This window comes from Paraburkholderia aromaticivorans, from assembly GCF_002278075.1.
Taxonomy (GTDB): domain Bacteria; phylum Pseudomonadota; class Gammaproteobacteria; order Burkholderiales; family Burkholderiaceae; genus Paraburkholderia; species Paraburkholderia aromaticivorans.
Map to the genome: position 1 here is coordinate 387,209 of NZ_CP022989.1, position 14,231 is coordinate 401,439.

Below are 14,231 nucleotides of genomic sequence, written 5' to 3' on the forward strand. Positions count from 1 at the left end.
GTTTGCAAGCCCTCTCTGGAATCCCATGAAACAGCGCATTTCCTCGCACGCCGATCTGTACTATTTCGTCTGGGTATTCGCGATGCCGGTGACGTCCGTATTACTCCTGCCTTCCGTTCAGGGGACGACGCTCGGTTACATCATGTGCTTTCTGTCATTACCGATCGCATTGGCGTGCGCCGGCGCTTCGCGTACTCGCTATATCAACTTCCTGATCGTCGCAGCGTCAGTGTGGACAATCTTCTTCCTGGCGTCCCAGCTCGCTGATACCGCAGCTCCCTACGAGCCGGACTTTACAAAAGTCCTGCTTATCGACGATAGCGATGTGTTGACCTTTATCCTTCGAAAGAGCTTGTTTACCCAAACGATCTATCTCGTCGCTGTCGTGCTCTATGCCTCATACGTCTATATTTTCTACAAACCATCGTGGCGGCAGTGGCTGCTTGCCTCGGCGGCGATTTTCGCTGTGTACGGTATCTATGAGGTGGTGTACTTCGTCATAACGGGTCAACCCGGAGACTTTATCTCCAACCGGTCTTTTGGCGCTGATTTTCGAAATGGTGACGGAAGCGCGGAGGAAGGCTCGCTGAACGGGAGCTCCTTTCAATGGCTCGACATCCACGGATTCCACATGCAGCGGCTGAAGAGCCTGACCGGTGAACCGTCGATGTATGCTCTGTCGATGTTCCCATTCTGGGTCTACTTCAACGCGACGTCGAAACGGCGACTGCCGGTGTGGATAATCGGCGCCTCGCTGATCATGAGTACTTCGTCGACCGCATTTATCGGCTACGTCGTCTATCTGCTTATTCGCATCAGAAAGATTGGCTTCCATCCGCTCAAGGCTATGGCGGGTGCATTAGTGCTCTTTGTGGTCGCCTATCTGGCAAGAGACTATATCGCCGATCTGTTTCAACAGATGATTCTCGACAAGATGGACGGGCACAACGTATCTGGCGTCGAGAGATCCGGCTTCTTCCGTGCTTCCATGGATATGTGGGCGGCCGGGTCGCTCGCCAACCAGCTATTTGGGATCGGCTTCGGCTATATCCGTTCGACCGACCTCTTCTCGACTCTGCTCGTCAATACGGGGGTCGTGGGGCTGATCCTCGTGAGCCTGCTCATTCTGTACCCGGCGTTCAAACTCGATTGGTCGGCAGAGGGGATGGCATTGCGCCAGTGTTGCGTCACGACATGGGTGATGATGATGATCTCAGTTCCGGAATTCTCCTACCTCGCGCCGTGGACATTCATTGCCATCGCTTATGCCCGGCTTCGCGTCGTAAAGATGACAGCGCACCGAAGTGCCGGCGCGTTGCCTCAGAGATCGGTCAATGATCGGCAACTGACAGTGCGAAGCCGGCTCTAAGTCCTTTGAACACGCTTAATCTGCCCGCTGGCGAAAACTTCACGCACTTTACCGTCAAAGTAGCTACGGCATAGGCAATCGCAATCGCACGGTATGTAGGAGCCAAATGCTTGCGGCTGAAATAGACGCGATTACGTGCCGTATAAAACAGGCTGAAGGGACTTTCATTGCCACCAGTGGACACCGCCACCTTGTGCCCGACGCATGAAGTCGGCACATATAGCAGACCGATATTGGCATTTTTCATACGCCAGACGAAGTCACTGTCGTCGTAATAGACGAAGTATTTTTCATCCATCATTCCGATCGTCCTGAAAATGCTTTTGTGCAGCAACATAAAGCAGGTTGGCGCGTATTCCGTAAACATCTCCTTGTCGAATTGCCCGCGATCTTCCTTCCGATCGCCCACGTGGGGCGTAGTGGCGGTTAGGGGCGAAAACCGCCCTCCCGCACACCATATGCGATTAGTACCGTGATATGTGATTTTGGGCACGGCGGCCAAAGCGTCCGCCTCCTCAGTGTGCCTCGCGAGTCCCGCGATCACGTCGGGATCGGGAAAATCAGTGTCGTTATTGGCTAGCAGAACGTAATCGCATCCGTCTGCCAACGCCATTTTTATGCCCTGATTGTTGCCGCGCGCGACACCGGCATTGTTGTTGTTGAACACGATGTCGGCGCGGATATGGTGAAGGGCCGCGAGCTCGCGCGATATCGCACTTCCCGTGTCCGTCTCGCTGTTATCGATCACATACAGCTTGAAGTTTACATCGCGCTGGGCGGCGAGACTTTTGAAAAAATCGGGAAGCACAGAATCGGAGCGGTACAGCACGGTGACAATCCCGATTAGCGGCGATCCATATCTCGTTGACATATCGCGTCCTTCAAATGAGTTGCGGAGGTGGCCGTCGCGGCGCCGCCGTCCTGGCATGATGAGGGCATCGCCGGATTATGCTTCAGGCGGCGCGTTCACATCCCTTATAGAGCCCCTTCTCCCGCATCTCAGCGATGCTTTTCTCGTAGGTATCCGTCATCACCTGCTGCCGGTCGACCCACTGGGCAAATCGTGTGATTCCCTCGCTAAACGACACTTTAGGCTCGAATCCGAGCATTTCCCTTGCCTTGGTCAAGTCTGCATAGACATGGCGTACATCGCCCAGGCGGAATGCGCCAGTCACGGCGACGCTGACATCACTTGCATACACCTCGCACAGTGTCTTTGCGACATCCATGACCGAAGTACGCACGCCGGAGCCAATGCCGAATACGTTGTCCGCCGCATTGGCGTCCGTAAGCGCCGCATAGGTCGCGTCGACCACGTCATCGATGTAGACGAAGTCCCGGCTTTCCAGCCCGTCCTCGAAAATATTGATCGGGTTGCCGTTTTTGATACGCGTCGAAAAAATCGAAAGAATGCCCGTGTAAGGGTTGGATAACGACTGCCCTGGGCCGTATACATTTTGATAGCGTAGCGCTGACGCAGCGATGCCGATGGACCGGCAGGTGGTCATCACCATCTGCTCCTGAGTCTGCTTGGTAATGCCATAAAGCGAGGTCGGATGGATTTTCGATTCCTCGTCGGTAGGCACGCATTCCATCGCTTCACCACTGACCGGACAGAGGTGCTCGAACTGCCCCTCGAGCATATCTTTTTCCTGCCGCGGGCCGGGATACAGAACGCCGGCGACCGGCGAAAGATACTTGCCTTCTCCATAAATTGCACGCGAGGAAGCAACAACTACCTTGCGTACGGAGTTGCGACTGTTCTTCACCAGTATGTCGAGAATCAGGGCTGTGCCATGCACGTTCACATCGACATAGCGATCGACCTCGTACATCGATTGGCCAGTACCCGTCTCGGCTGCAAGATGCACGATCGCGTCCTGCCCCTGCATAACACGCTCCAGCACTGCCCGATCAGTCACCGACCCCTTCACGAAGTGCGCGCTTGCCGGCAACGACGCAAAGATTGCGGATGTGACAATGGGATCATCTCCGTGAATCTGGGGGGAAAGATTATCGAGCACGGTAACTTCCGCATTGTCTGCGCAGAGCTTGCGTGCCAGACTTGAGCCGATGAAGCCGGCGCCACCCGTAATTAGGACTTTCATTTCTTCTCCCTCTCCCAACATTTCGTTTCGAAGTTGTAGCGCTTCATGATTTGCGCCGGATTTCCTGCAACCACGCAATAGTCGGGAACGTCGCGTGTCACCACCGAATGCGCGCCCACCACGGCATGACGTCCGATCTTCACATTGGGTAGAATCACCGCATTGAATCCAATGAATGTGCCCTGCCCTATCGACACGTGGTTGCCTCGGGTGCGGATACGTTCGCCAATACGTGTCCTGTCGTTGACGTCCTCATAGGGATGCTCAACATCGACGATGGCAACATTGCCTGTAATGGTCACGCCATCGCCAATTTCGATCGAAGAGCCGCATACGATGTGAACGTTCTGCTCGATATTGACCCGGCTACCAATCGTGAGCCGCGGCGGCGCAGCCGATTCCGTCACCACAAGTTCGATACGCGCGCCCGGCCGAATCAGCACACGCTCGCCGACCGACGCGTAATGCACGTTGACGAGCAGCATCGGGCGAAAGATTGTCGTTTTTGCGCCAACCGACTGGAATACGTGCGCGTACCAGAGACGCGTCTTGATTCGGTACCAGGCCAGACGCGCCAGGTTGCACAGATCGAGAAGCCTCACCTTCCTTGTGGCCGGCCGCTCGCTCTCCTGAACGGTCGTACTCATGCGCTAGCCCGTTGGCGTCCGGCCATCTGCTTGAGCCCCGTATAGATAGCGCGCAACGTACGGGGCCAGCGGCGCATGGCGTACAAGACCATCTGTTTCGAACCGATACGCGCAGCGCGCCAGCTCGATTCGATGCAGTCCTCAAAGTCGTCCTCGCTCCCATGCTCGAGATAGAAAATGGCCGACGTCAGATAGAACTTGGCACGCCCCTGGTTGACGGCGTCGCTCGCCATGCCGAGATCAGCCGCGACCTGGCAGGTCTGGATTACGTCATTCAGACATTCCCTATGGCGCGAGGGATTATTAATGCGAACGGAAGTCAAACCGGTACGGTTGACGCGATATAAACCCAAATCTTCGTCCAGGTAGCAACCTCGAGAGCCCATCAGGACCTGGGTCAGGTGGGCCACGTCAGGAACCGACTTGAGACCGACGTCGACCGGATGGCGGCGGCGCAAATGCGCCCGATACATCTCCGAGCTATGAAAAAAGAATGGACCATTCTTGATGAGGTATTCGGCATCGAACGTCACTGGCTTTTTCTGCGGCAGCGGATACGCCACGGGCTCCAACGTATCCTGGTCGACCGTGCGCATCTTGTGTACTACGAGACCATATTCCGGGTGAGACCTCAAGAAATCGAGTTGACGCTGCAGCTTGCCGGGAGACATGACATCGTCACCGTCAATGTTGGCGATGTATTCGCCCCTCGCGAGAGCAACCGTATCGGCAAAGTTGCCCGAGAAACCAACATTCTTCTCATGCGCAACCAGCTTGATCACCTCCGGAAAGCGCCGTCGAAACGACTCGATGACCTCAAGCGAATTGTCAGGTGAGTTATCGTCACCCACGATCACCTCGAACGGCACATCGATCTTCTGGTCGAGCACGCTTTGCAGGCACGCGCCGACGTACTCGCCTTGCCGGTAACAGAGCACCACGACCGAAAGCACAGGCGCGGTTGGCTCGTATGCCGAGTGCTGAAGAGTTGTATCCATACGTTTCTCTCAGTTGAGGACCAGTCGTCCCGCCAGGTGGCGAGCCTTGCGTTGAACGATCGGCGAAACCGCGACGGTCAGGGCAAGCATGGCCAGCCACGCGCCCGACAGAACGCAGAACAGACCAATGCGCGAGCATGCCGTCAAATCGGCGCGGCTCATTAACAGACCGATGGGTATGACCGCCAGAACGCGTGCTGCGAGTCCGCGATACCAGCTGCCGTTGATTCCGTCGATGAACTTTCGATGGACGATCATCACCCAGCCGAAGAGCAGCAGAAGATTCATCCCTAGCCACACGTAGGCCGCGCCGACTGCGCCGAAATGAATGCCGCCGTATAGAACTGCGGGCGCGAAGAGGATGAGAAAGCCAATGTTCCCCTTCAAGTGCAGCGACAAATCCCCTTTTGCGTATTGCACGAAAAAGGCAAGTGATGCCAGCGCCGAACATGCGTTTCCGACTGCGTAGCATTGCATCGTTCGCAATGCGTCGGGCGTCACCGGCGCACTCGCGGACCACAATCGAAGCACGGCTTCGGGAGAGAAGGCGAACACCGCTGCCACCGGGATTACCGCCAATGACGTCACCTCAGAGGCCAGCGCGTACATCTGACGAATTCGCTCGCCACCACCAAAGCTCTCGGTAGTCAATCGGGGAATGAAAGCCTGCTGAATCGGGTTGGCCAGCAACATGATGCCGCTCGCAAGCAGCGTTGCCATACTGAACACCGCGAAATCCGCCAAAGGGAGGACCTTCGAAAGAACCACCTTGTCAATCTGCGCGGTGCAAGCCCAGATCAGTGCGGACAATGCAATCGACAGAGATAGCTTGGCGCGCGATGACAAAACCTTCCACGAGAACCGCGTCGAAAAGATCGGTATATCGATCGTGCTGCCAAGCAGAATCCGCATTGCGACAGCCTCGCCGACAATCGCGATGAGTTGCCAGACAAAAAAGAACTCGACGCGCGGCCAAGCGATGATGATTGGCACAACGAGCACGTTGCGTATCACGGCAAAGGTAATACCAATGCCATTGAGCGCGACCTGCCGGTCGATACCGATCACTCCCCCGCGGTACAGTGCACAAAGCCAGCGCGCGATAGCCGTCAGCGTCATCAGCACAAACGCAGTGCGGATCTCACTCGGAGGCAGCGTGGAGGCGTTCAACCATCGCTCGGCAAAATAGGGGGCGGCAAAGATCGACAAGACGAACAGGACCACGCTTGTGCCGAGGATCAATTTTTCCAAGGACTCGAGCAACAATCCCACTTCATCTTTCGACCCAGTACCTGCCCGCAGGCTGCCTAGCTCGCGGCACAACGTTGGCGAAAGGCCGAAGTCGAGCACGAGCACCCATGCGAGGAGAACCGCGTTGATGGCAATGAGCCCATATGCTTCCACGCCAAGATGGCGCACATAGATCGGCACCATGACGATGCCGAGCGAAACAGTCACCATCTGGCCAACGAAATTCGCGAGCAGGCTTCGTCTCAACATCGCGGTCTGCCGGTAATTTGTGTAAGAACTTCAGGTGGCGCCAGAAGCGCCGTGGAACCCGACTTAAATCCCCTGGCGGTACTCATTCGTCGCAAACTTGTTCAGGGGCGAGCGCGTGATTGGTCAAGCGACCGAGCATTCCACTACCACGACGGTCTGCCGTCAGCGGAACGACTACTCAGGTTGGCTATATGCTCATGGGTGACTCGAAGATCAATACCGTAAAAATTCGACGTATTGTCAGGTTATCTGCTGCGGTCTGGGGGTTAGAACACGCATATCGAACGCGCCACTCAACCCGGTGTGCAGACCGCGCTGACAAACGCGTATACAACTGGGGAGCGATAAAGACGTCCGCTGAGGCCCATGGAATCAAGCATACCTGCCTGGTTTCAAATCAAATGTGCGTCGGCGCACGTTCAACGCTTTGGGAATGGGGTATCACATATCGTTACGGGCTGACTCGTTTCGCGCGAACACAAGTGTTACCGGGTTGGCCAAGCGATCTGATCGTTCGGCAGATTAAGCAGGTATCGTCCATACGCATTCTTGGCGAGCGGTTTCGCGAGTTCCAGCAATTTCTCTTCGTCAATCCAATCTTTGCGGAAAGCAATCTCTTCCGGACACGCAACCACCAGACCCTGCCGCTTTTGCAGCGTGGCGATGAATGTCGCGGCTTCGATCAGCGAATCGTGCGTACCCGTGTCGAGCCACGCATATCCCCGGCCCATGATTTCGACATTGAGCGCGGCGTTGGCGAGATAACGCGAGTTGACGTCGGTGATTTCAAGCTCGCCACGCGGCGACGGCTTGATCTCAGCGGCAATGTCGCACACCTGCTTGTCGTAGAAGTACAAACCGGTAACAGCGTAGTTTGAGCGCGGTTTGACCGGCTTCTCCTCGATGGACAGCGCACGGAACTGCCGGTCGAATTCGACCACGCCGTACCGCTCCGGATCGTGCACGTGATAGGCGAAGACGGTGGCGCCGTCAGTTCGGGAATCGGAACTGGCAAGCTGCTTTGCAAGATCGTGGCCGTAGAAGATGTTGTCGCCGAGTATCAGCGCCGACGGATCGTTACCCACGAAGTCCCGGCCGATGATGAACGCCTGCGCAAGCCCGTCCGGCGAAGGCTGGACCGCGTACTGGATGTTCATCCCCCACTGGCTGCCGTCGCCGAGCATCGCCTCGAAGCGCGGCGTGTCCTGCGGCGTCGAGATGATCAGCACGTCGCGAATGCCCGCCACCATCAGCGTGGACAGCGGGTAGTAGATCATCGGCTTGTCGTACACCGGCAGCAACTGCTTCGAGACGACGTGCGTGATCGGATACAGGCGCGTGCCCGAACCGCCCGCGAGAATAATGCCTTTGCGCGCCATTGCCGTGCCCTTACGCGCGCTGCGCGTAGTTGGTCTCAACCCATTTGCGGTACTCGCCCGAGGCCACCTCGTCCGACCAGGCCTGGTTGTCCAGATACCACTGCACCGTCTTCTCCAGACCCGTCTCGAACGTCTCCGCCGGCTTCCACCCCAGCTCCCGTTCGAGCTTGCGCGCGTCGATCGCATAACGGCGGTCGTGGCCCGGACGATCCTTCACATACGTGATCTGGTCGCGATACGACGCGCCCGCCTTCGGACGCAACTGGTCCAGCAGGTCGCACAGCGTGTGCACCACCTCGAGGTTCTTCTTCTCGTTCCAGCCACCCACGTTGTACGTCTCGCCCGGCGTGCCGCGCGCCAGCACCTCGCGGATCGCGCTGCAGTGGTCACCCACGTACAGCCAGTCGCGCACGTTCTGGCCGTCTCCATACACCGGCAGCGCCTTGCCCGCGAGCGCGTTGGCGATCATCAGCGGAATCAGCTTCTCGGGGAACTGGTACGGACCGTAGTTGTTCGAGCAGTTCGTGGTGAGCACCGGCAGACCATACGTATGGTGGTAGGCGCGCACCAGATGGTCCGATCCCGCCTTGGTGGCCGAATACGGGCTGTTCGGCGCGTACGGCGTGGTTTCGGAGAACTGCGGATCGGTAGCGGACAGCGAGCCGAACACTTCGTCGGTCGACACGTGCAGGAAGCGGAAAGCGGCCTTGTCGGCCTCGCCGAGCGCGTTCCAGTAGTTGCGCGTCGCCTCGAGCAGCGTGAAGGTGCCGACCACGTTCGTTTGCACGAAATCAGCCGGCCCATGAATCGAACGGTCGACGTGGCTTTCCGCGGCAAAGTGCAGCACGGCCCGCGGCTTGTGCTCGGCGAACAGCGCGTCGAGCGCGCCGCGGTCGCAGATATCCGCGCAAACGAAAATATGCAACGGATTGCGCTGTAGCATTTTAAGCGTGCGCAAATTGCCCGCATAGGTGAGCTTATCGACATTCACCACGGGTTCATCGCAGATTTTCAGCCAGTCAATCACGAAGTTTGCGCCGATAAAACCGGCGCAGCCTGTCAAGAAGATCATGGAAGCCCTTTGGAAGCCGCCTTCGCGCAAGTGCGCAGAAGGTCGATTAAGATCTGGTTGACATCCGGTGAACGGTGCGGCCACGAAAAGTCGGCAAGCAGCTTCGGTGTAGCTTTCAATCGCGACTTCCATTGCCGCGATCAGATGCAACCCGTGCAGTGTAGGATCCCCGCACTCGCGTTTCAGTGCGGAAAGCAACATACGTGCTTTCGCCCAACTACCGGGTTAGAGGAGGAGCTTCGTCTGAGTGGGCAACACTCTCCGGAGTGCGCGTTGCCCATGCCTCGACCGCCTGGAGATGAGTTTGTCAGATCTTCGCCGAGGGCGGCTATTACTCTTGCTGATAGCCCCTACTGCGTCGTGAAGATGATCGTCGCGGCCTTCATGGTTCGAGGCAGACGCGGCCGCCGATATGCATCGAAACGCCGCTCACTTGCGCGCCCGAAGAAAAGGTTTATTTATCGCCACGCGGCGTTCTGGAACGTGCGACACACAATGCGCATACGAAAACGCCAATGAGCACGCCAAATATGAAGCATAAGAAGTGTGTCAAAACGCTCAACATTTGCCTGGTCCTTTCATTGAGGCGAGATTGAATTTATAACGAATCACCTCCTTCGCGATTTACCTAAAATCACCGACCGCAGCCGGAAGTGCAACCTACCGAAAGTCGAAAATACTCTGGCAGCAGCACTGGTATAGCGCGGTGATCGTTGCGGCAAATATCATACATTACTGAAATGCGACGCAGTCCAAAGAGCGAATACAGCCGATGCGGTTAGCCTGTCGCGACGCATCGGACTGGTTATCGAACTTTGACGCGAATACGGATGACTGGCCCGGCTTGCGCCGAGGACATGAAGCCCGCCGCGCATACAAGCATGGCAAATCGGCAAGGGTGCGGACGTGATACGACACGTGGCAAGAACTGCAGGCCGTCGCGAAATCGCAGTTCGAAAGCAAACCAGACGACGAACGGCGACTCCTACTCAGACGGCACACCGCTAACTGTCGAGAACGCGAGAGGCCTCGTTCACGCGCTCCGCAGGAACCGCCCCGAGCATGAGGGCGGTCACGACGCAATGTATCCGACGCATGCGGATCGCTGGGTGCTCAATCGTTAGCTAACGCCTGCCCGTTTATCTCGAGACGCGCCTTCTTTTTCCGCTCCATGCGACGCGGGTAATCGATCGCAGGCTTTTCGATGAAACGATACGTAAGATACGAGAGCGCCAGCGTTGCCGGGCAGAGGATCGCCACATGCAACCAGCCTTCGATATTGGCCAGTCCGATCAGATTCTGGACAGTCGGGTGCACGAGGTACAGTGAGTAGCTTATTGTTCCGAGACCTAGCAGCGGCTTGAGTTGCATAATCGATCGTTCACGTGCCGCATAGCAACCGATGAACAGCAGATAGGCGACACCCCATGAGATGAACACAGACTGTACTGTCGCAATCTCAGGGCGTTGGAAAACACCGAATCCTATAAAAAGCGCTGGAACGATCGCGAGCATAATTGAGCCCACCAAAATCAGAAATGACAACTGGCTGATCTCGTGAGTATGCCGGCGGTAAAACAGCAGACCTACGACACAACTCGCCACGATGCCGAAGCGGCCAAGCGGTATGCGCAGGTGCAAAACGTATGATGCTATGGACAATGCGAGCAATCCGGCTACTGTGAGCGAAGCCAGTAAGACACTACGCCGATTGACCCGTAGAGCGAATGCGAACGACAACAGAATATACCAGGCAAACTCCATAGAAAGCGTCCACGATGCGCTAACGAAGTTGGGTAGATGTGCGTAGTCCTGGAGAAAGAACAGGTGCAATAAGACGAAGTAGCCGAAATTATGTACAGCGCCCGGAGGGTAGGCACCGTAGCCAATAAGATAAAGCGCGAACTCGAACGCGAAAATGGCCAGGTAGAGTGGATAGATACGAAAAATACGATGTTTCCAGAATCTACCCAGCGCATTTGCGCGCTCAAGACTCAGTGGAATAACAAATCCGCTGACTAGAAAAAATGTTAGGACGCCAACTTGCCCAAAGTTGATCCACGGGCCAAACCCTGTGTTGATTGAAAACCAACCGGCGCCCTCGCCGCCATGCTGAAAAATCACGAGCAGCGCTGCCACTCCACGGAGAACATCGATGAAAGCATAGCGGCCACCGGAAGTCGCTGCCCGGCCCGCATTCGGTAACCTTATTTCTTCCGGTTTCGGCATCAGGTTTCCTTGAGACGGGTTGTCGCCGGAGTCTATCTCTGTGGAGCGTCGGGCAGTGTACGCAAACACACAAATGCACCGCTTCCGGCCAAATTTATCAATTCGACGCGGAAATATCGGCCATCAGCGCGTGGCTTCCATCGCACTGACGCGTGGCAATAGCCGGTCGAATTCGCGTTTGACAATCTCGTAGCATTCACACGCCCGCGCCTCGAGTCCGGTCCGGTCCAGAATCCGGACACGGCCGCGACTGTGATGGATGAGAGCGGCTTCGCAGAGCTTGCCAGACGCTTCCGTCACACCTTCACGGCGCACACCGAGCATGTCGGCAATCAGTTGCTGCGTGACTTGCAAATCGCTCGTGCCCGAACGGTCGATGTCAACCAGCAGCCATCGACACAGTTGCTCGTCGAGTCGATGCAGCCTGTTGCACGCAGCCGTCTGCGCGACCTGTGTGAGGAGAGCCTGCATGTACAGCAACATCAACGAACGTAGAGATGCACAATCGCGTAACGCATCGCGAAGTGCTTTTGCGCTTATTCGATGGGCGAAGCCCCGGCATTGGGCCTGCACACTCGCCGGCATGGTGTCTCCACCTGTCAGGATCGGCACACCTGTCGTGCCGTCTCTGCCGATCGCGGCGATTTCCACCGAACTCCCGTTTTCCATTGTCTGCAGCAGAGACACAATGGCTGTGACAGGGAAATAGACGGTGCGTATGAGTTCACCGGATTTCGACAGCATTTGTCCCGGAGTCAACTCGACGAGTTCAAGATGAGGAGCCAGCTCTTCCCATTCACGCGTTGGGAGCGCCTCAAGCAGACGGTTTCCACGTCGGTATGACTGATATGTCGCCATCATTTCCCTCCCTTAAGTATTGCAGGCCTGCGGATGGCAGGCCTCCACTCGAATCGAGGAGGCAATGACGATTCACTTCCCCTCACTCGCGCGGCCGGCAAACTGAATCGGTAATGGAGACGATCAAAGCTTCGCAACGATTGTCGCGCTGGCTTTGATGTCGCAGTGCAGCATAACCGGCAAAGAATGCCGCGCCAATATGACTGGCGGAATACCCAGCACGATAGGCGGAATAGAGAGGACTTATTTGCGTTGAAGGTTGGCTCTTGCTCTGTACGCGCAACCGGTTTTATTGCAGACGGAGAAGGATTCGATATATCCGACTCGTCTACCGAACTTGGATCGCAATATGTCTAATTTATTATGGACATCTATGAGACTAGGTTCCACTCCGCAATGCGCAGGCTCGGCGTTAGGGAGCCGGCTAGACTCTCCGCCAGAGGGCGAGCGGCAGTCAGCGTCGTGGGCGGGTTTGTCCGCGGCCCGAACGGTGAGTCTCATGTCTGTCGTCGTCCGCCGTCGAGATCATTTCTGCTTCGCGCGCGACGGCGTTCCTGGCCAACGCTTTCAATACGCCCGCCAGAATCCGGGCGCCGATATCGTGGTGAAAGATCCAGACGCCGTAGATTCGTCCGGTGAATGCAACCTCGCTCCCAATCTCCGCATCGGGCCGGAAACCGGCGCCTAGCCCAAATGTGAATAGTCCGCGTATCGCATCTCCGTGGATGTCGAGCGGGCGGCCAAATTTGTCGACTTCGATTCCGCCCTGGCTGAACTGGAGGGGAATTGTCGCGCCTCGGTGATCGACCAGGGCGGACATGTTGGGCCCGTAACCTGCCCCATGAATCACGGCGCATGAGTTGGCCAGACAAGCGGCGGCGCGGGCGTGGGCGGCTTTTCCGGAGGCTGCATCGATCAATTCGATGCGCGGTTTCGTACCGGCTACGCGACCGTGCGACATGACGGAACAGGCCACCTCGAACGCGCGGTAACGCAGGCCGCTCGAACGATTGACGCGCTGGGTGACCGGGCAGATATCGGTTACTGGATCGACTGCGTAGCCCCATGCACGCGCATCATGCTCGGTTTCAAAAAACAACCGTATCGGCGAGCGGTGAATGACGGAGATTTCATCCAGGCCGGCACCGCCAAGATCTGTCGCAAGGCGCTCGATCATCGTGAACGCGCTGTGCGACCCGCCGATGATCGATATCCGGTTCGTAAGCCCGGCCGTAGGTGGCGCGAAGACGGGTGCGAAGGTGCCGACCAGTTGAGTCTTCGTGAGGCGAAGCAGGTCGTCCGACGTGCGAATCATGACGCCGTTGCCCGGCGGAGGAATGTCCAGCGTGCGACACAGTTCGTCGACTTCTTCGACGCGCTGCGAACCGCCCAGATTCATCACCACGGTGTCGCTGATAACCAACCGGCGTTCCGCTTGTTTGCGCGTGTCGTGATGGACGATCTCGAACCGGCCGTCTTTACAGCGCCGAATCGCCTCGATTTCATGTCCACGCAGCACGTCGACATCGAAGTGTTCGACAAGATGAGCGATCAAGCGCTCGGCGGCGAGCGTGAGAAGTTGACCAACTTCCGAGAGCAGCGGTGCGGCGTCGGGATCCGCGGCCATTTTCCTATGCAAGGCGTTGAATTCGCGGATGTCGCCGAACACGTCGTCGAAGCGTTCGTGCTCGAGGCACGCGAGGAACGTTTTGGCGACCGAGTTGCCTGTGACGTTCACGTAGTCACCAAGCTTGCCCGCCCCCAAACTGACGCGTTTGTCGATGATCAGCAAACCGTTTCTAGCAACCTCCGCCAGCTTGCCACTCTTGAACGCGCAAAACAGGAAGCCCATCCCCGCGGGGCCGGCCCCACACAAAACACACGAATAATCGCTTGGTACGCTGCCGGAGCTTTCCGGGATTTCCGCTGAGGAACTCTGCATAACTGATAGGTTCGAACGTTGTCGGTGGTTGGTGCGCACGGCGCGCGTTGCCAGTGTCAAGGTTGTTCCTCGGCTCGCAATCTACACACAATATCCCCGAATGCCATGCATCACTCTGTGCGCTCGCGC

General features: G+C 57.0%; 11 protein-coding genes. 1 reads left to right on the top strand and 10 read right to left on the bottom strand.

The window, feature by feature from the left end; translation table 11 throughout:
• Positions 1-25: 25 nt before the first annotated feature.
• Positions 26-1,369: a hypothetical protein gene (locus CJU94_RS01670; protein WP_095417283.1), complete on the top strand. Its 1,344-nt coding sequence runs from the start codon at positions 26-28 to the stop codon at positions 1,367-1,369.
• Here the strand turns inward: CJU94_RS01670 and CJU94_RS01675 are convergent.
• The 10 genes from CJU94_RS01675 to CJU94_RS01720 form a co-directional block, all read right to left on the bottom strand.
• Entirely contained in the window at positions 1,332-2,240 is a 909-nt protein-coding gene (locus tag CJU94_RS01675) for a glycosyltransferase family 2 protein (RefSeq protein WP_095417284.1), read from the bottom strand. The genes CJU94_RS01670 and CJU94_RS01675 overlap by 38 nt on opposite strands.
• Positions 2,241-2,322: 82 nt before the next feature.
• On the bottom strand, positions 2,323-3,477 hold the full coding sequence (locus tag CJU94_RS01680; RefSeq protein ID WP_095417285.1) for an NAD-dependent epimerase/dehydratase family protein: 1,155 nt from the start codon (positions 3,475-3,477) through the stop codon (positions 2,323-2,325).
• Positions 3,474-4,124 carry an acyltransferase gene (locus tag CJU94_RS01685; RefSeq protein ID WP_095417286.1) on the bottom strand — a complete coding sequence of 217 codons (651 nt, stop codon included), beginning with the start codon at positions 4,122-4,124 and terminating at the stop codon, positions 3,474-3,476. Before CJU94_RS01685 ends, CJU94_RS01680 begins: the two co-directional genes overlap by 4 nt.
• Entirely contained in the window at positions 4,121-5,122 is a 1,002-nt protein-coding gene (locus CJU94_RS01690) for a glycosyltransferase family 2 protein (RefSeq protein ID WP_095417287.1), read from the bottom strand. Before CJU94_RS01690 ends, CJU94_RS01685 begins: the two co-directional genes overlap by 4 nt.
• A gap of 9 nt (positions 5,123-5,131) precedes the next feature.
• Entirely contained in the window at positions 5,132-6,622 is a 1,491-nt protein-coding gene (locus tag CJU94_RS01695; RefSeq protein ID WP_095417288.1) for a lipopolysaccharide biosynthesis protein, read from the bottom strand.
• Positions 6,623-7,107: 485 nt separating this feature from the next.
• Positions 7,108-8,001 (bottom strand): glucose-1-phosphate thymidylyltransferase RfbA, encoded by an 894-nt coding sequence (gene rfbA / locus CJU94_RS01700; RefSeq protein ID WP_095417289.1) that lies wholly within the window; start codon positions 7,999-8,001, stop codon positions 7,108-7,110.
• A 10-nt stretch (positions 8,002-8,011) separates the two neighbouring features.
• Positions 8,012-9,073: a dTDP-glucose 4,6-dehydratase gene (rfbB, locus tag CJU94_RS01705; protein WP_095417290.1), complete on the bottom strand. Its 1,062-nt coding sequence runs from the start codon at positions 9,071-9,073 to the stop codon at positions 8,012-8,014.
• A 1,113-nt stretch (positions 9,074-10,186) separates the two neighbouring features.
• Positions 10,187-11,302 carry an acyltransferase family protein gene (locus CJU94_RS01710; protein ID WP_095417291.1) on the bottom strand — a complete coding sequence of 372 codons (1,116 nt, stop codon included), beginning with the start codon at positions 11,300-11,302 and terminating at the stop codon, positions 10,187-10,189.
• Between the two features lie 123 nt (positions 11,303-11,425).
• On the bottom strand, positions 11,426-12,160 hold the full coding sequence (locus CJU94_RS01715) for a Crp/Fnr family transcriptional regulator (RefSeq protein ID WP_095420175.1): 735 nt from the start codon (positions 12,158-12,160) through the stop codon (positions 11,426-11,428).
• A gap of 454 nt (positions 12,161-12,614) precedes the next feature.
• Complete coding sequence (locus CJU94_RS01720; RefSeq protein WP_244220896.1) at positions 12,615-14,162, bottom strand: malate:quinone oxidoreductase; 1,548 nt, start codon at positions 14,160-14,162, stop codon at positions 12,615-12,617.
• Positions 14,163-14,231 lie beyond the last annotated feature (69 nt).

Coding starts and splice junctions, on each gene's coding strand:
- rfbB (WP_095417290.1), bottom strand. CDS start 9,073: ATGATCTTCTTGACAGGCTGCGCCGGTTTTATCGGCGCAAACTTCGTG.
- CJU94_RS01710 (WP_095417291.1), bottom strand. CDS start 11,302: ATGCCGAAACCGGAAGAAATAAGGTTACCGAATGCGGGCCGGGCAGCG.
- CJU94_RS01715 (WP_095420175.1), bottom strand. CDS start 12,160: ATGGCGACATATCAGTCATACCGACGTGGAAACCGTCTGCTTGAGGCG.
- CJU94_RS01670 (WP_095417283.1), top strand. CDS start 26: ATGAAACAGCGCATTTCCTCGCACGCCGATCTGTACTATTTCGTCTGG.
- rfbA (WP_095417289.1), bottom strand. CDS start 8,001: ATGGCGCGCAAAGGCATTATTCTCGCGGGCGGTTCGGGCACGCGCCTG.
- CJU94_RS01685 (WP_095417286.1), bottom strand. CDS start 4,124: ATGAGTACGACCGTTCAGGAGAGCGAGCGGCCGGCCACAAGGAAGGTG.
- CJU94_RS01675 (WP_095417284.1), bottom strand. CDS start 2,240: ATGTCAACGAGATATGGATCGCCGCTAATCGGGATTGTCACCGTGCTG.
- CJU94_RS01695 (WP_095417288.1), bottom strand. CDS start 6,622: ATGTTGAGACGAAGCCTGCTCGCGAATTTCGTTGGCCAGATGGTGACT.
- CJU94_RS01680 (WP_095417285.1), bottom strand. CDS start 3,477: ATGAAAGTCCTAATTACGGGTGGCGCCGGCTTCATCGGCTCAAGTCTG.
- CJU94_RS01690 (WP_095417287.1), bottom strand. CDS start 5,122: ATGGATACAACTCTTCAGCACTCGGCATACGAGCCAACCGCGCCTGTG.